This is a genomic window from Amycolatopsis vancoresmycina (assembly GCF_000716785.1).
GTDB classification, from domain to species: Bacteria; Actinomycetota; Actinomycetes; order Mycobacteriales; family Pseudonocardiaceae; genus Amycolatopsis; species Amycolatopsis vancoresmycina.
This window is the reverse complement of record NZ_JNYY01000027.1, coordinates 1-17,185: the sequence shown is the minus strand read 5'-3', so window position 1 is coordinate 17,185 and position 17,185 is coordinate 1. Positions and strand designations below refer to the sequence as shown.

The window sequence follows — 17,185 nt, the reverse complement described above, 5'->3', positions numbered from 1 at the left end:
GTGACCCACATCCCAAGCCCCCATGTCACCTCCCCGACAGCCCCACTGACCTCCGAACTCCCGCCAGCTGGACGGCGATCTCACCGACCGGGCCCCGGAAACACCGCCGCAATGTCAACTGCCTGAAACATTCGGTCGAATCCGGTTAACACGGCCTCCTTAGCGTCAGGGCAAGCCCGAACCGCCGAGGAGGTGCCCGATGCCGCAGGTAGACACCCACTGCCCGTACTGCGCCCTGCAGTGCGGGATGAGCCTCAACGGCACCCGAGTGACACCGCGGGACTTCCCGGTCAACGCAGGCGGCCTGTGCCAGAAGGGCTGGACCTCCGGCAGCCTCCTCACCTCCCCGAAGCGCCTGACCACGCCGATGCTGCGGGTGAACGGCGCACTCGAGCCGGTGAGCTGGAACTTCGCCCTCGACCACGTCGCCCGGAAACTCCGCGAAACACAGGAAGCACACGGCCCCGACGGCGTAGCGATCTTCGGCGGCGGCGGCCTGACCAACGAAAAGGCCTACCTGCTCGGCAAGTTCGCCCGGGTAGCGCTCGGCACGTCGCAGATCGACTACAACGGCCGCTTCTGCATGTCCTCGGCCGCCGCCGCGGGGATCAAGGCGTTCGGCGCGGACCGCGGGATGCCGTTCCCCGTCACCGACCTCAAGAACGCCGACGTCGTGCTGCTCGCAGGAGCGAACCCGGCCGAGACCATGCCGCCGTTCACCCAGCACCTGCGCGGCAGCGACCTGATCGTCGTCGACCCACGCCGCACCCCGACCGCCGAGCTGGCGAGCCTGCACCTGGCACCCGCGCCCGGCACGGACCTCGCGCTGGCACTGGGGATCCTGCACGCCGTCGTCGAAGGCGGTCACCTGAACCAGTCCTATGTGGACGAGAGGACGAGCGGGTTCGCCGAAATGTGGCGCATCGCGGCGAGCTGGTGGCCGGAGCGCGCCGAGCGCGTCACCGGCGTCTCGGCCGCCGACATGCGCCTCGCCGCCGAGAAGCTCGCTGGAGCCCGCAACGCCTACGTCCTCACCGCCCGCGGCACCGAGCAGCACGCCACCGGCACCGCGACCGTCGGCGCCTGGATCAACCTCGCGCTGAGCCTCGGCCTCCCCGGCCGCCAGGGCTCCGGCTACGGCTGCCTCACCGGCCAGGGCAACGGCCAGGGCGGCCGCGAGCACGGCCAGAAAGCCGACCAGCTCCCCGGCTACCGCAAGCTCGACGACCCGGCCGCCCGCGAATACGTCGCCGGTGTCTGGGGTGTCGACGCCGAAAGCCTGCCCGGCCCCGGCCGCTCGGCCACCGAACTCCTCGAAGCGCTCGGCCAGGACAACGGCCCGAAGGCGCTGATGGTGTTCGGCAGCAACGTCGTCGTCTCGGCGCCGCGCTCGCAGCGCGTCCAAGATCGACTGTCCGAACTGGACTTCCTGGTCGTCGCCGACTTCGTCCTCTCGGAGACCGCCGCGCTCGCCGACGTCGTCCTGCCCGTCACCCAGTGGGCCGAAGAGGACGGCACGCTCACCAACCTGGAAGGCCGGATCCTGCTGCGCCGCAAGGCGTTGACGCCACCGCCGGGCGTCCGGTCCGACCTCGACGTCCTGAACGGCCTCGCGCACCGGCTGGGGCAGCCCGAAGGCCGGTTCCCGGCCGACGCCGAGACGGTGTTCGAGGAACTGCGGATCGCGTCCAAGGGCGGCATCGCCGACTACTCCGGCGTCAGCTACGACCGCCTCCGCGCGGGCGAGGCCCTGCACTGGCCGGTCCCGGCGGACGACCACCCCGGCACCCCGCGGATGTTCCTCGACGCCTTCGCCCACCCGGACGGCCGCGCGCGGTTCACCCCGGTCGAGCACACCGGCCCGGCCGAGCTGCCGGACGAGGAATTCCCCTTGCAGGCCACCACCGGCCGCGTGCTGCAGCACTACCAGTCGGGCGCCCAGACCCGGCTCGTGCAGGAGCTCAACGACGTCGTCCCGGAGGCGTTCGTCGAGGTCCACCCGGACACCGCCAAGCGTGCCGGGCTCGAAGAAGGCGATCCCGCGCGGATCCGATCGCGGCGCGGGGAGATGACCGCGAAAGTCCGGTTCGTCCAAAGCCTCAAGCCCGATCTCGTTTTCCTGCCGTTCCACTTCCCGGGTGAACAGCGCGCCAACCTGTTCACCAACCCCGCGCTCGACCCGGTGAGCCGGATGCCGGAGTTCAAGGTGTGTGCCGTGTCCCTGTCTACTGTGGATGGTGCCGCATGACCCCCCGCGAAGTCGTCATCGTCGGCTACGGCATGGCCGGTGCCCGGCTGGCCGACGAGATCCGCCGCCGCGACCCGATCGCCGAACGGGTCCGCCTGACCGTCCTCGGCGCCGAGAAACACGCGGCCTACAACCGCGTGCTGCTGTCCGCCGTCGTCGCCGGGGGCATGAGCGCCGAGAGCGTCCGCCTCCACGACGACGAGTGGGCCCAGCGGCACAACATCGACCTCCGCCTCGGTGTCGACGTCGCCCGCATCGACCGCGGGAAGCGCTGCGTCGAACTCGCCGACGGATCCACTGTGGACTACGACGCCCTCGTGCTCGCCACCGGCGCGAACCCCTGGATCCCGCCGGTCGAGGGCCTGGAGGCGGGACCAGGCGTGGTCGCGTTCCGCAGCCTGGACGACTGCGCCAAGATCCTCGACGCCGCCCGCTTCGGCGCCCCGGTCGCGGTGCTCGGCGGCGGCCTGCTCGGCCTCGAAGCCGCCCGCGGGCTGGCCGGGCGCGGCAACCAGGTGACCGTCGTGCACCCGCTGGGCCACGTCATGGAACGCCAGCTCGACCCGGCCGCCGGCCACGTGCTGGCCCGGCAGCTCACCGAAATGGGCGTGACGTTCAAGTTCGGCGCCACCGCCGCCCGCTACCTGCCCGGCGACGGGCTCAAGCTCGACGACGGCACGCTCGTCCCGGCCGACCTGGTCGTGGTCGCCGCCGGCGTCCGCGCCGAAACGCGCCTGGCCGCCGAAGCCGGGCTGGACGTCGACGGAGCTGTGCTTGTGGACGACGTCCTGCGCACCAGCGACGGCCGCATCCACGCCCTCGGGGACTGCGCCCGTCACCCCGGCGCCCCGGCCGGGCTGATCCAGCCCGCCTGGGAGCAGGCCGAGGTCCTCGCCGACGTCCTCACCGGGACGAACGCGGCGGCCCGCTACCGCGGCACCACGGCCGTCACCCGGCTCAAGGCCCGCGGCATCGACCTCGCCGCCCTCGGCGAGACCCAGCTCGAAGCATCCGACAACGGCGCCGAGGTGCTCACCTTCAACGACCCCACCGGTGGCCGGTACGGCAAGCTCGTCGTCCGCGAAAACCGCGTCACCGGGGCGATCCTGCTCGGCCTGCCCGACGCGGCCGCCACGATCACCCAGTTCCACGACCGCGGGACGCCGCTGCCGGAAGACCGGCTCGCCGTCCTGCTCGGCCGCGCGCTGCCCAGCGGCAGCACCCCCGCGGCCAGCCCCGCCGACCTGCCCGCGGCGGCCGTCATCTGCCGCTGCAACAACGTCACGAAGGGCCGGCTGATCGAAGCCTGGAAGGCCGGGGCCACCGACACCCCCGCACTGGCGCGGGCCACGCGAGCCACGACGGGATGCGGCGGGTGCACCGACACCGTCGGCGGCATCGCGAACTGGCTCGCCGCGCAATGACCGATCCGACCCGCACTGAGGAGAACGCCGTGGCCCACCGAGGAAAGCACTGGATCGAGCACTGGGAACCCGAGAACGAACAGTTCTGGGAGTCCACCGGCAAGAATGTCGCCCGCCGCAACCTGTGGTTCTCCGTCTTCGCCGAGCACATCGGCTTCTCGATCTGGACCCTGTGGTCGGTCATCGTCCTATTCATGGGCAAGGACTACGGCTTTTCCGCCGCGGACAAGTTCCTGCTCGTCTCGACGCCGACCCTGATCGGCGGCCTGATGCGGCTGCCCTACACCTTCGCCGTGGCGAAGTTCGGCGGCCGCAACTGGACCGTCGTGTCCGCCGTGCTGCTGCTGATCCCGACCACGCTGGCCGCGATCGTGCTGCACCCCGGCACGTCACTCGGCACGTTCCTGCTGGTCGCGGCGCTCGGCGGGGTCGGCGGCGGCAACTTCGCGTCGTCGATGACGAACATCAACGCCTTCTACCCCGAGAAGCACAAGGGCTGGGCGCTGGGCCTCAACGCCGGCGGCGGCAACCTCGGCGTCGCGGCGATCCAGCTGGTCGGGCTCCTGGTGATCGGCACGGCGGGCGCGACCGCGCCCCGGCTGGTGCTGTTCATCTACCTCCCGCTGATCGTGATCGCGGCGCTGTGCGCGTACTTCTTCATGGACAACCTCGCCACGATGAAGGGCGACACGAAGGCGATGCGCGAGGTCGTCAAGGACCCGCACACCTGGGTGATGTCCTTCCTCTACGTCGGCACGTTCGGCTCGTTCATCGGCTACAGCTTCGCCTTCGGCCTGGTGCTGCAGAACCAGTTCGGCCGCACCCCGTTGCAGGCGGCCGCGGTGACGTTCCTCGGCCCGCTGCTCGGTTCGATCTCGCGGCCGGCCGGTGGCTGGCTGTCCGACCGCATCGGCGGCGGCAAGGTCACCTTCGCCACCTTCATCGGGATGGCGCTGGCCACGGTCGTGCTGATCCTCGCCTCGACGTCGAAGTCCCTGGCGCTGTTCACGATCGCCTTCATCGTGCTGTTCGTGCTCACCGGCATCGGCAACGGCTCGACGTACAAGATGATCCCGGCCATCTTCCGGGCCAAGGCGAAGGTGGCGATCTCGAACGGCGCCGAAGAGGCGGCCGAGCTGCTCAAGGCGCGGCGGCTGTCCGGCGCGCTGATCGGCCTGGCCGGCGCGATCGGGGCCGAAGGCGGGTTGTTCATCAACCTGGCCTTCCGGCAGTCGTTCGCCGACGCGAAGAGCGGCGTGCCCGCCTTCATCGGATTCCTCGTCTTCTACGGGCTCTGCTTCGCCGTCACCTGGGCGGTCTACCTGCGCAAGCCCGCCGAACAGCCCACGAGTGAGCGCGGTCTGGCGCTCGCGGGAGCGGAGGTCTGAGATGCCCACCCTGGTCGTCGCCGGACACGGCATGGTCGCCCACCGGCTCGTGGAGGCGGTGCGTGCGGAAGACCCTTCCGGCAGCTGGCACATCGTCGTCCTGTCCGAGGAGCCGCGCCCGGCGTACGACCGGGTGGCGCTGACGTCCTATGTGGACACTTGGGACCCGGCCACGCTGGCGCTCCCCGGCTCGGACTACGCGGGCGACTCCGTTGTGGATCTCCGGCTCGGTGAGCTGGCCGTCTCGGTGGACCGGTCTTCGAAGACCGTGACCACGGCCTCCGGCGACGTCGTTTCCTACGACGCCCTGGTGCTGGCCACCGGTTCGCGGCCGTTCGTGCCGCCGGTGCCCGGGCACGACCTGGACGGCTGTTTCGTCTACCGGACCATTGAGGACCTCGACCGCATCCGCGCGGCCGCGGTCGACAAGCCGGGCCGCGGTCGTCGCTCGGCCGTCGTCATCGGCGGTGGCCTGCTCGGCCTGGAGGCGGCGAAGGCGCTGCGGGACATGGGCTTGTCCCCGCACGTCGTCGAGATGGCGCCGCGCCTGATGCCGTTGCAGGTCGACGAGGGCGGCGGCGCGCTGCTGCGGCGGCTGATCACCAACCTGGACGTCACCGTCCACACGGGAACGTCCACCGACGCCATCGAGGCCGACGGCTCGCGGCTGCTGGCCAAGCTGGGCAACGGCACCGAGCTGGACGTCGACCTGGTCGTGTTCTCCGCCGGGGTCCGGCCGCGGGACGACCTGGCCCGGCAGTCCGGTTTGGACCTCGGCCCGCGTGGCGGTGTCCTGACCGACGCCTCCTGCCGCACCAGCGACCCGGCGATCTACGCGATCGGTGAGTGCGCCGCGGTCGAGGGCCGCGTGTACGGCATCGTGGCGCCCGGGTACGCGATGGCGGAGATCGTCGCCGCGCAGCTCACCGGCGGGGCCGGGACGTTCCCGGAACCGGACACGTCCACCAAGCTGAAGCTGATGGGCGTCGACGTCGCTTCCTTCGGGGACGCGCACGCTCAGTCGGAAGGTGCCCTCGAGGTCGCCGTCAACGACGCGGTCGCCGGGACGTACAAGAAGCTCGTGGTCACCGACGACGGCAAGACGCTGCTCGGCGGCGTCCTCGTCGGCGACGCGACCGAGTACAACACCCTGCGTGCGCTGGTCGGGCGTCCGCTGCCGGCCGAGCCGGGCGCGATCCTCGCCCCGGCGGGTGGCGGCGCCGCGGTCGGCGTCGACGCGCTGCCCGACGCGGCGCAGATCTGCTCGTGCAACGCGGTGTCCAAGGGCGCGATCACGAACGCCATCCACGAGGACGGCTGCGACACCGTCCCGAAGCTCAAGGCGTGCACCCGGGCGGGCACCGCCTGCGGGTCGTGCGTCCCGCTGCTGGGCAAGCTGCTCAGCGCGGCCGGGGTCGAGCAGTCGAAGGCCGTCTGCGAGCACTTCCCGCAGTCGCGCGCGGAGCTGTTCGAGATCGTCCAGGCGACGCGGATCACGACGTTCAGCGAGCTGATCGGCCGCTACGGCTCGGGCAGCGGCTGCGCGATCTGCAAGCCGGCGGTGGCGTCCATCCTGGCCACCCTGGGCAACGGGCACGTGCTCGGCGGCGAGCAGATGACGTTGCAGGACACCAACGACCGGTACCTGGCGAACCTGCAGCGCAACGGCACGTACTCGGTGGTCCCGCGGATCCCGGGCGGCGAGATCACCCCGGACAAGCTGATCGTGATCGGCGAGGTGGCGCGCGACTTCGGGCTGTACACCAAGATCACCGGCGGCCAGCGGATCGACCTGTTCGGCGCGACGGTGGACCAGCTGCCGCTGATCTGGCGGCGGCTCGTCGACGCGGGCTTCGAGTCCGGGCACGCGTACGGCAAGGCGCTGCGGACGGTGAAGTCGTGCGTCGGGTCGACGTGGTGCCGCTACGGCGTCCAGGACAGCGTCGGGCTGGCGATCGAGCTGGAGCTGCGCTACCGCGGGCTGCGGTCGCCGCACAAGCTCAAGTCGGCCGTGTCGGGGTGCGCCCGGGAGTGCGCGGAGGCGCGGAGCAAGGACTTCGGCATCATCGCCACGGAGAACGGCTGGAACCTCTACGTCGGCGGCAACGGCGGCACCACCCCGCGGCACGCCGAGCTGCTCGTGTCCGATGTGGACACTGCTACCCTGATCCGCACGATCGACCGGTTCCTCATGTTCTACGTGCGCACGGCCGATCGGCTGCAGCGGACCGCGCCGTGGATCGAGGAGCTCGAAGGCGGGCTCGACCACCTGCGCGCGGTCATCGTCGACGACTCGCTCGGCATCTGCGAGGACCTCGACGCGGCGATGGTCAAGCACGTCGACAACTACGCCGACGAGTGGAAGGGCGTCCTGGAGGACCCGGAGAAGCTGGCGCGCTTCACCTCGTTCGTCAACGCGCCGGGCACGCCCGACCCGGCCATCTCGTTCCGCTCGGAGCGGCAGCAGAAAGTGCCCGTGATGCTCGGAGTGCCGGAGGTGCGTCGATGACTACTTCGATCCAGCGGACCTGGACGGCGATCTGCCCGGCCGGCGCGGTGCCCGAGCACGCCGGGGTCGCGGCCCTGCTCGACGGCGGCGTGCAGGTGGCGATCTTCCGGCTGCCCGGCGACCGGTTCTTCGCACTGTCCAACTGGGACCCGTGCAGCGGCGCGGCGGTGCTCTCGCGCGGCATCGTCGGCGACGCGGACGGCGTGCCGGTGGTCGCGTCGCCGGTCTACAAGGAACGGTTCGCCCTCGAAACCGGCCGGTGCCTGGACGCTCCGGACGTTTCGGTGCCGGTGTACGAGGTGCGCGTGCGGGAAGGCGTAGTCGAAGTGGAGAGCCCGTGAGCGATGTGCTCCCACTGGCCGGTTTCGTGATCGGCATCACCGCGGCGCGCCGGGCTGACGAGCTCGGCGCGCTGCTGGTGCGCAAGGGGGCGAGCGTCCGCTACGGCCCGGCGATCCGGATCGTGCCGCTGACGGACGACACCGAGCTGCACGCGGCGACCACCGCGTTGCTGTCCTCGCCGGTGGACGCGGTCGTCGCGACCACCGGCATCGGCTTCCGCGGCTGGCTGGAGGCGGCCGAGGGCTGGGGACTGGGTGACCCGCTGCTGGCGCGGCTTTCGTCGGCGTCGCTGCTGGCCCGTGGCCCGAAGGTGACCGGCGCGCTGCGGGCGGCCGGGCTGTCGGAGTCGTACTCGCCCGCGTCGGAGAGCAACGCGGAGCTGCTGCAGCACCTGCTGTCGTCGGGGGTCGACGGGCTGCGGATCGCGGTGCAGCTGCACGGGGAGCCGTTGCCGTACTTCGTGGACACGCTGCGCGCGGCCGGGGCGGAGGTCATCGAAATCTCGGTGTACCGCTGGGTCGGCCCGGCCGACCCGGGCCCGGTGGACCGCCTCCTGGACGGTGTCCTGGACGGCTCGATCCACGCACTGCCGTTCACGAGCGCCCCGGCGGCGGCGTCGCTCATCGCACTGGCCCGGCGCACGGGCCGGCTCCCCGGCCTGGTCACGGCGCTGTCGGGCCCGGTGGTGGCGGCGTGCGTCGGCCCCATAACGGCTGGACCGTTGGCGGCTTTGGGGGTGCCGACGGTCCAGCCCCACCGAGCGCGCATCGGCGCACTGGCCCGCACGGTGGCGGAGACCCTGGTGGCGCGATCCCCGCGGCTGCGGGCGGGCGGCAGGTCGATCGAGCTGCGCGGCCAGGCGGCCATCGTGGACGGCGAGTGGTGCGAAGTGGCGCCGGCGCCGATGGCGTTGCTGCGTGCGTTGGCTGCGTCACCGGGGCGGGTGGTGTCGCGGCGGGAGCTGATCTCGGCGTTGCCGGGGGGCGGGGAGGAGCACGCGGTGGAGACGGCGATCGGGCGGCTGCGGACGTCACTGGGCGGCGGGAAGGTGGTCCAGACGGTGGTGAAGCGGGGATACCGGCTGGCGGTGGACGTCTGACCGGCTGCGTCAGCTGTGTCAGCGGCCGTGTCAGTGCGGTGGCCTTCCGGTGTCAGCGGGCCCGGCGAAGGTGGGTTCACACACCGAGTCAAGGAGAATCCGATGCAGAAGTTCACCACCACCGCCCCGATCGCCACCGTCCTCGACATCCCGGCCGGCCGCGTCCGGTTCGTCGCTTCCGACCGCTCGGACAGCACGGTCCAGGTCCGCCCCGCCGACCCCGCGAAGAGCCGCGACGTGAAGGCGGCTTCGCAGGCCGAGGTCTCCTTCGCCGACGGCGTGCTGCGGGTTTCGCTCGAGGCCAAGAACCAGTACTTCGGCCCGTCCGGCGCGATCGACGTGACGATCGAGCTGCCATCGGGCTCGTCGGTCGAGGCCAAGGCGGCCAGCGTGGAGCTGCGGGGCGACGGCCCGCTGGGCGACGTCACGGTCTCGGGAGCGCACGGCGAGGTGGTCATCGACGAGGCGGCAAGCCTGCGGTTGACGGCCCACGCGGGCGACATCTCGATCGGCCGCCTGACGGGCCCGGCGGAGATCACGACGGGCAAGGGCGACATCCGCATCGCGGAGGCGGCGAGCGGCAACGTGGTCCTGAGCACCCAGGCGGGCAACATCACGGTCGGCGCGGCGGCGGGGGTGTCGGCGTCGCTGGACGCGGGGACGACGTACGGGCGGATCCGCAACGCGCTGAAGAACGAGGGTGCGGCGGGGTTGACCATCCGGGCGACCACGTCCTACGGCGACATCGACGCCCACAGCGTGTGAGGCCCGGTTGGGACGCCGAAATTGTCGGTGCCGGCCGGTAGAATGGAAGACGGGGGGCGCCCCCGCGGGCGCTCAGCCGGCCCAGGTGACCGCGTGCTTCTCGAACCCCCGGGCCGCCGCCACCCGGGCCGCCTCGGCTTCCGCTTCCTCCCGGACCGCCGGGCGCAACGGGTCGAACGCCGTCACGGTGAACGTCAGCTTCGCGCCGCTGCCCTTCGTGCGCCAAGTCCCCGCGATGTCGCCGTCCGCCAGCAGCACCCCCGGGTTGCCCAGCATCTTCCAGACCTCCTTGCGCCGCAACGGGTCCGGAACGAGCAATGCCTTGTCGCGGGCCTGGATGAACGGGTCCAGCGGGGGCAGCAGCCGCACCACGTCCGGCTCCGGTGGGCTTTCCAAAGCCGCGAGGCGGTCCGGTGGCAGGTACCGCGTCTTGCCCTCGACCTCCACCGAAGCCAGGTCCGCGGGCCACGTCCGGTCCACCACCGCCCGGGCCGTGCCCGCGAACTCCGCCGCTTCGCCGGGGGACGCCGGGCCGTTCAACCGCAGGTACCGCTCGATCACCGCCGTCGCCGCGGCCGGGTCCGGGGTCTTCCGCAGCCGGCCGCGGCCCTCCAGCGGGGCCAGCGTCGCCGGGGACGCCCCCGTCACCAGGCGGACGCCGCCGAGCGGGGACGCGATGCGCATCAGCTGCTCCTGGATGTGCGTCGCGTTGCAACCCCGGCACCAGCGCGAGAACGACGGGGGCAGGCGCTGGGTGACCGCCGTCGAGACCGCGCCCTTCGTCATCGGTTCCGTGACGACCTCGCGCAGCGCCGCGGCCGCCGTGAAGACCACCTCGGTCGCGGCCAGCCCGGTCGCCGCCATTTCCTTGCGCTGCCACAACATGCGGGCCAGCGCGTCCGCGTCGTCGAGCGGGATCAGCGCGCGGATCGCCTCGGGCAGGTCCGCGCGCAGGTGGTAGTGCGGCGCGCCGCGCAGTGTCCAGGCCAGGACCAGCCGGTCGTCCTCGAGGGACACCTCGCCGCCGAGGCGGGCCACCAGGGCGAGCAGCGCGGTGTCGCGCATGCTGTCCTGCAGCCCGGCCCGGACGACCGCGAGGTCGGCGACGTCCTTCGCCGAGCGGTGCAGGCCGTGCTCGGCGATGCGGTAGGCGAGTACCTGACGGCGGTCCACGGCAGCTCCTAGAACGCGTACTCGAAGGTGTAGGCCACCTTGTCCTCGCCGAGCGCGCCACCGGCGGTGCCGCTGCCGGTCAGCCCGGCCAGCTCGCCGGTGCCCGAACCCGGCACCACGGTGAACGCCGAGGCGATGCCCTTGGCGTCGAACGTGTACTCGTGGCGCACGACGAACGTCCCTTCGCGACCGTCGACCTTGCCCTCGAAGCGTTCGAAGCACGGCGACGTCGTCTCGCCGCTTTCGTACCCTTCGCCTGCGTAGTACAGCAGAAGGTCGCAGATCGACTCGCCCTCGAGGACGCCTTCGTACGCGAAGGTGGCGTGCGCGTACGCCACGCGGGGGCCGCCCTCGGTGCCGCTGACGATCTTCTCTTCCCAGTTCTTCGTGGTGAATCCGTTCATGGGACTCACCCTGCCGGGCATACCTGTCAGCTCGTGTCAGGTATTTCTGCCAAAATCGGACCATGCGTGCGAGCCGCCTGCTGTCCGTCCTCCTGCTGCTGCAGAACCGCGGCCGGATGACGGCCGAAGAGCTGGCCGAAGAGCTGGAGGTTTCGGTCCGGACGGTCTACCGCGACATCGACGCGCTCTCGGCGTCCGGTGTCCCGGTGTACGCCGACCGCGGCCGCACCGGCGGCTACCGGCTGGTCGACGGCTACCGCACCCGGCTCACCGGGATGACCGAGGAGGAGGCCCAGTCGCTGTCGCTGGCCGGGCTGCCGGTCGCGGCGGCCGAGCTGGGGCTCGGCACGGTGCTGGCGGCGGCGCAGCTCAAGCTGTACGCCGCACTCCCGGAGGAGCTGCGCGACCGCGCCGGCCGCGTCGCCGAGCGGTTCTACCTGGACGTTCCCGGCTGGCACCGGGGCATCGAAAGCCTGCCGACGCTGTCGGCGATCGCCGACGCCGTGTGGTCGTCGCACCGGATCCGGATCCGCTACGAGCGGTGGGGGCAGCGGGTCGTCGAGCGGGACGTCGAACCGCTGGGGCTGATCCTCAAGGCGGGCAATTGGTACCTGGCGGCCCGCTGCGACGGCACGGACCGGACGTACCGGATTTCGCGGATCCTCGAGCTGACCGACCTCGGCGAGGCGTTCGAGCGGCCGGCCGGGTTCGACCTCGCGCGGTACTGGCAGGAGTGGTCCGAGCAGTTCGAACGCCGGATGTACCCGCGCGTCGCGGTGGTGCGGCTTTCGCCGCGGGCGCAGGCTCTCGTACCGTTCTACGCAGGTTCTGTCGGCGCCCGCGCCTTGCGCGAGTGCCGCAACGAGCCCGACGCGGACGGCTGGCTCACCGTGGAGCTGCCGGTGGAGCCGGGCGAACCGGCCATCGGCGAGCTGCTGCGCTTCGGGCCGCACCTGGAGGTCCTCGAACCGGCGGACCTGCGGGCGGAGCTGGCCGAGGCGATCGAGGAGATGGGCGCGTGCTATGGGTGAGCTGAGCGGGATCGCCATCGGGGTCACGGCCGAGCGGCGAGCCGACGACTTCATCACGGCCCTCGAGCGCTACGGCGCCGACGTCCGCCACGCGCCGACGATCACCATCGTCCCCCTGGCCACGGACCCTTCGCTGCGCGCGGGCACCGAGGCGGTGCTGGCGGAGCCGGTCGCCTTCACGGTGGTGACGACGGGAGCGGGCTTTCGCGGCTGGTTGTCAGCGGCCGAGGACTGGGGCCTGCGCGACCGGCTCGTGACGGAGCTGGAGCACTCCCGGATCTACGCCCGCGGCCCGAAAGCGGTCGGCGCGATCCGCGGCGCGGGCCTGCGGGAGTCCTTTTCAGCGGCTTCGGAGTCGAACGCCGAGCTGTTCGGCGCACTGGCGGCGGCCGGGGTGGACGGCGCGCGGGTGGCCGTCCAGTTGCACGGAACGCCGCTGCCGGAGCACACGGACCCGCTGGTCCGGGCCGGGGCGGCGGTGGTGCAGGTGCAGCCGTACCGCTGGCATTCGCCGCCGGACGTGACGCCGGTGCACGAGCTGATCGACGCGGTACTGGCGGGCGAGCTGGACGCACTGGCGTTCACGAGCGCCCCGGCGGCGGCGAACTTCTTGACGCTGGCCCGGTCGTACGGCCGCCACGACGAGCTGCTCGCGGCCCTGCGGGGGCGCACGGTGGTGGCGTGCGTGGGCCCGGTGACGGCGGCACCGCTGGAGGAGGCGGGCATCGGGACGGTGCAGCCGGACCGCCAGCGGCTGGGTGCGCTGGTGAAGCTGCTGGTCACGAAGTTGGGCAAGGGGTAGCGCCGGACGGCCGCGGTCGCGGCGCCTCCGCCTGCTACCGGCCCTGGCTACTGGGTCGCGGCCTCGGGGTTCCATGGCATCGGCGCGCCTCCGGCCTCGGCGCCCAGCGCATGAGCTTCGGCCACCCGCCCGGGCCCTCCGGCCTCTGGCCGACCCCGCGGGACCCAGGCCCGCCCTGCCGTCCGGTCCTACTCCTCCGCGGCCCCCCGGCCCCTCCCCGGCCGCGCCTAGAACAACAACCCCTCGACCTCCTCCTCCCCCTCCGGCTTCCACCGGTACTTCCGCAGGTCCACGCGCTGCCCATCGGCCAGCACCCCCTCCGCCCGCAACCTCTCCAGCTGGTCGTGGGCCAGATGCGGCGCCGGGGTCCCGTTCGCGCGCAGGATCCGGTGCCACGGCAGGTCGTGGCCGTCCTCGGCGAGGATTGCGCCCACCATGCGCGGCGACGGTGCGCCCGCCAGGGCCGCGATGTCGCCGTACGTCGCCACCGTGCCGGCCGGTACCGACTCGATGATCTCCCGCACGCGCTCGTGCAGAACGTCGTCCATACCGACACTCTGCCGCACACCACCGACACTTTCCGCAGCCGTCCGCCGCACCGGGGGCGAGCTTCGCCGTTGTCAAGCGTGCCGGTGCACCACCCGGGGGACCCGGCGTGGTTCCATCGCGGGGTGAACGGGAGGCGAACGGCGCAGGCGAACGCGCGGCTGGTGCGCACGCCGGTCACCGCCACACCCTCGTTCACCTGGGACGAAGGCGCCCGGCGGCTGCTCTCCGCGCCCGGGGGGTTCCGCCGCGTGCTCGGCGGCCCCGGCACCGGCAAGACCGCGCTGCTCGCCTCGGCCGCGACCCGCCGCATCGCCGAGGGCGCCGATCCCGAGAGCGTGCTGGTGCTCACCACGTCTCGCCGGTCCGCCGACGCCCTGCGCGCCGACATCACCCGGCGGCTGACCGCCGACCCCGAGCTGGCGCGGCCGCTGCCCCGGACCGTCCGCGAACCCCTGGTCCGCACCGTGCACTCCTACGCCTACTCGCTGCTACGGCTGGAGGCGATGGCCGAAGAGCTTCCGCCGCCGCGGCTGCTCGCCGGTGCCGAACAGGACGTCGTCGTGCGCGAACTGCTCGCCGGTGACCTCGACGAAGAGGCCGAGTACTGGCCCGAGGCGCTGCGGCCCGCCCTGATGGTGCCCGGCTTCGCCGAAGAGCTGCGTGACCTGCTGATGCGCGCCGCCGAGCGCGGGCTCGGCCCCGAGGACCTCGCCGAGCTGGGCCGCCGCCGCGGGCGCGAGGAGTGGATCGCCGCCGGGCAGTTCTGGGCGCAGTACGAAGAGGTCACCCAGCTGCAGGGCGCGGGCGGCAACGCCCTCGGCGTGGCGAGCGCGCCCGCGCTGGACGCTGCCGAGCTCGTCACCTCCGCGCTGCTGGCCCTGGAGGACGACGACGAGCTGCGCGAACGCGAGCGCACCCGCGTCCGGCACCTGTTCGTCGACGACGCCCACCACCTCGACCCGCTGCAGACCAGCCTGGTCCGGGTGATCGGGCACACCGCGGCCGAGTTCGTCGTGGCCGGCGACCCCGACCAGAACGTGTTCTCCTTCCGCGGCGCCGACGCGAGCCTGTTCGCCGACGCCGACCCGGACGGCAGCCGGACCGTCACGCTCACCACGGCCCACCGGCTCGCCCCGGCCGTCCGGCTCGCGGTGGCCAAGATCGGCGCGACGCTGCCCGGCGCGTCGCCGCACCGCAAGATCGTCCCGCCCAAGGGAGCGACGGGCGGCAACGTCCGCGTGCGCGTGATGCCCACGCCGGCCGCCGAGGCGAGCTGGATCGCCGACCAGCTCCGCCGCGCGCACCTCGTCGACGGCGTGCCGTGGTCGGAGATCGCGGTGCTCGTCCGGTCGCCCGCGCGGACTTTCCTCGTCCTGCAACGCGCGTTGCGCGCCGCCGGCGTCCCGATCGGGTCGGCGACCGAGGAGCTGCCGCTGGCCAAGCAGCCCGCGGTCCGGCCGTTGCTGGCCGTGCTGAAGCTCGCGCCCGCGCCGGAACTGCTCGACGTCGACCTCGCCGAAATGCTGCTGTCGTCGGCACTCGGCGGCGCGGACCCGCTGGCGCTGCGGCGGTTGCGGCGCGGGCTGCGCCGGCTCGAGCTGGCCGGTGGCGGGCAGCGGTCGAGCGACGAACTGCTCGTGGAGGCGTTGCGCGGCGGCGACATCCTCGCCGGGCTGGCCGACGCCGAGGCCGAGCCGGTGCGGCGCGTCGGCGGGCTGCTGCGGGTGACGCACCAGGCGGTGGCGCGCGGCGACGGCGTCGAGCAGGTGCTGTGGCAGCTGTGGCGGGAAAGCGGGCTGCAGGAGAAGCTGCTGAAGCAGGTCGAGCGCGGCGGATCGCTGGGCGCACAGGCCGATCGCGACCTCGACGCCGTCGTCGCGCTGTTCGACGCCGCGGGCCGGTACGTCGACCGGCTGCCCCGGGCGAGCGTGGCTTCCTTCGCGGATTACCTTGGCGCGCAACGGATCGCGGGCGACACGCTGGCACCGGCGGCCGTGCCGTCCGACGGTGTCTCGCTGCTCACCGCGCACGCTGCGGCCGGTCGCGAATGGACGGTCGTCGCCGTCGCCGGTGTCCAGGAGGGCGCGTGGCCGGACCTGCGGCTGCGCGGATCCGTGCTGGGCGTGGAACGGCTCAAGGACCTGATGGCCGGGGTCGACGACGACGCCGTCTCCCAGACCGCGCCGATCCTGGCCGAGGAGCGGCGCCTGTTCTACGTCGCGATGAGCCGGGCGAAGCAGACGCTGCTGGTCACGGCGGTCTCAGGCGAGGACGAGCAGCCCTCCCGGTTCCTCGACGACCTGGAGGAGAACGGCGCCGACGACGGCGGCCTCGACTCGCGGATGAAGCCGCCCGGCCGGTCGCTGGTGCTCGCCGAGCTGGTCGGGGAGCTGCGCGAAGTCGTCTGCGACGACAAGGCGGAGCCGGCACGGCGCCGCCGCGCGGCGACGCAGCTGGCGCGCCTGGCCGAGGCGAAGGTGCCGGGCGCGCACCCGTCGACGTGGTACGGCCTGCTCCCGGCGTCCACCGACGAGCCGGTGCACCCGCCGGGCGACCTCATCCGAATCTCACCGTCCACAGTGGAGATTCTCACGAAGTGCCCGCTGCGCTGGATGATCGAGCGGCACGGCGGCAGCGACCCGGCGCAGCTGGCGGCGGTGACGGGCACGCTGGTGCACGGGCTCGCGCAGGCGGTGGCCTCCGGCAGCACGGACGCCGAGCTGCAGGCGGCCTTGGACGAGGCGTGGGTGCGCGTCGACGCCGGGGCGCCGTGGTTCTCGCGGCGGGAGCGGCGGCGGGTCGAGCAGATGCTGCGCAACTTCACGACGTGGCTGGAGCAGAGCCGGGCGGAGCTCAAGGAAGCGGGCGTCGAGCAGGACATCGAGGTCGAGCTGCCGGTGGGTGGCTCGGACGAGGTCCGGGTGCTGCTGCGCGGCCGGGTCGACCGGGTGGAGCTGGACTCCGAGGGGCGGCCGGTGATCGTGGACATCAAGACGGGCAAGGTGCCGGTGTCCAGCGCGGACGCCGAGGCGCACCCGCAGCTGGCGGCGTACCAGCTGGCGGTGCTGCTGGGGGCGATCGAGGGCCGGACCGAGGCGGGCGGCGCGCGGCTGGTGTACGTCGCGAAGGCGAACAACAAGACGGGAGCGACGGAGCGGTCGCAGCCGCCGCTCGACGAGGTCGGGGGGAAGCAGTGGCTGGAGCTGGTCCAGAAGGCGGCCGCTTCGGCGGCGGGGCCGGACTACCAGGCGCAGGAAAACGTGGACTGCGATCGCTGCCCGGCGCGGGGCTGCTGCCCGCTCCGGCCCGAGGGACGGCAGGTTCCGGGCCCGTGACCAGCCGTCACCCCGATGCCGCGAATGAGTCATTCGCGACGTGCGAGGTCTCGAATGAGTCATTCGCGACGTGCGAGGTCTCGAATGAGTCATTCGCGACGTGCGAGGTCTCGAAT

Annotated in this window: 13 protein-coding genes; 10 read left to right on the top strand and 3 right to left on the bottom strand. The window is 72.6% G+C overall.

Annotated features, from left to right (window positions below):
• Nucleotides 1-199: 199 nt before the first annotated feature.
• The 7 genes from OO60_RS39525 (at nt 200) to OO60_RS39495 (ending at nt 9,775) form a co-directional block, all read left to right on the top strand.
• Complete coding sequence (locus OO60_RS39525) at nt 200-2,248, top strand: molybdopterin oxidoreductase family protein (protein ID WP_033263306.1); 2,049 nt, start codon at nt 200-202, stop codon at nt 2,246-2,248.
• On the top strand, nt 2,245-3,672 hold the full coding sequence (locus tag OO60_RS39520) for an FAD-dependent oxidoreductase (RefSeq protein ID WP_004558601.1): 1,428 nt from the start codon (nt 2,245-2,247) through the stop codon (nt 3,670-3,672). The genes OO60_RS39525 and OO60_RS39520 overlap by 4 nt, the downstream gene beginning before the upstream one ends.
• On the top strand, nt 3,669-5,060 hold the full coding sequence (locus OO60_RS39515) for a nitrate/nitrite transporter (protein ID WP_033263305.1): 1,392 nt from the start codon (nt 3,669-3,671) through the stop codon (nt 5,058-5,060). Before OO60_RS39520 ends, OO60_RS39515 begins: the two co-directional genes overlap by 4 nt.
• Nucleotide 5,061: 1 nt before the next feature.
• Nucleotides 5,062-7,569, top strand: a complete 2,508-nt coding sequence (gene nirB / locus OO60_RS39510; protein WP_004558599.1) for a nitrite reductase large subunit NirB — start codon at nt 5,062-5,064, stop codon at nt 7,567-7,569.
• Nucleotides 7,566-7,910 (top strand): nitrite reductase small subunit NirD, encoded by a 345-nt coding sequence (nirD, locus tag OO60_RS39505; protein ID WP_004558598.1) that lies wholly within the window; start codon nt 7,566-7,568, stop codon nt 7,908-7,910. The genes nirB and nirD overlap by 4 nt, the downstream gene beginning before the upstream one ends.
• Nucleotides 7,907-9,010, top strand: coding sequence for a uroporphyrinogen-III synthase (locus tag OO60_RS39500; RefSeq protein ID WP_004558597.1), 1,104 nt, complete (start codon nt 7,907-7,909; stop codon nt 9,008-9,010). The genes nirD and OO60_RS39500 overlap by 4 nt, the downstream gene beginning before the upstream one ends.
• A 102-nt stretch (nt 9,011-9,112) precedes the next feature.
• Nucleotides 9,113-9,775, top strand: coding sequence for a DUF4097 family beta strand repeat-containing protein (locus tag OO60_RS39495; protein WP_004558596.1), 663 nt, complete (start codon nt 9,113-9,115; stop codon nt 9,773-9,775).
• Between the two features lie 72 nt (nt 9,776-9,847).
• Here OO60_RS39495 and OO60_RS39490 read toward each other — a convergent pair whose 3' ends face one another.
• Together OO60_RS39490 and OO60_RS39485 are read right to left on the bottom strand one after the other, a co-directional pair.
• Complete coding sequence (locus OO60_RS39490) at nt 9,848-10,948, bottom strand: DNA glycosylase AlkZ-like family protein (RefSeq protein ID WP_004558595.1); 1,101 nt, start codon at nt 10,946-10,948, stop codon at nt 9,848-9,850.
• A gap of 8 nt (nt 10,949-10,956) precedes the next feature.
• Nucleotides 10,957-11,352: a DUF3224 domain-containing protein gene (locus OO60_RS39485; RefSeq protein WP_004558594.1), complete on the bottom strand. Its 396-nt coding sequence runs from the start codon at nt 11,350-11,352 to the stop codon at nt 10,957-10,959.
• 62 nt (nt 11,353-11,414) lie between these two features.
• Between OO60_RS39485 and OO60_RS39480 the strand changes: the two genes are divergently transcribed.
• Nucleotides 11,415-12,383 (top strand): helix-turn-helix transcriptional regulator, encoded by a 969-nt coding sequence (locus OO60_RS39480; RefSeq protein WP_004558593.1) that lies wholly within the window; start codon nt 11,415-11,417, stop codon nt 12,381-12,383.
• The gene (locus OO60_RS39475) at nt 12,376-13,185 is read left to right on the top strand and encodes a uroporphyrinogen-III synthase (protein WP_004558592.1); all 810 of its coding nucleotides are present in this window, start codon (nt 12,376-12,378) and stop codon (nt 13,183-13,185) included. Before OO60_RS39480 ends, OO60_RS39475 begins: the two co-directional genes overlap by 8 nt.
• A 227-nt stretch (nt 13,186-13,412) precedes the next feature.
• Here the strand turns inward: OO60_RS39475 and OO60_RS39470 are convergent, their stop codons facing one another.
• Nucleotides 13,413-13,733 (bottom strand): MGMT family protein, encoded by a 321-nt coding sequence (locus tag OO60_RS39470; protein WP_033263304.1) that lies wholly within the window; start codon nt 13,731-13,733, stop codon nt 13,413-13,415.
• 162 nt (nt 13,734-13,895) lie between these two features.
• On the opposite strand from OO60_RS39470, the gene OO60_RS39465 reads away from it, so the two are divergent.
• Nucleotides 13,896-17,069: an ATP-dependent helicase gene (locus OO60_RS39465; protein ID WP_033263303.1), complete on the top strand. Its 3,174-nt coding sequence runs from the start codon at nt 13,896-13,898 to the stop codon at nt 17,067-17,069.
• Nucleotides 17,070-17,185 lie beyond the last annotated feature (116 nt).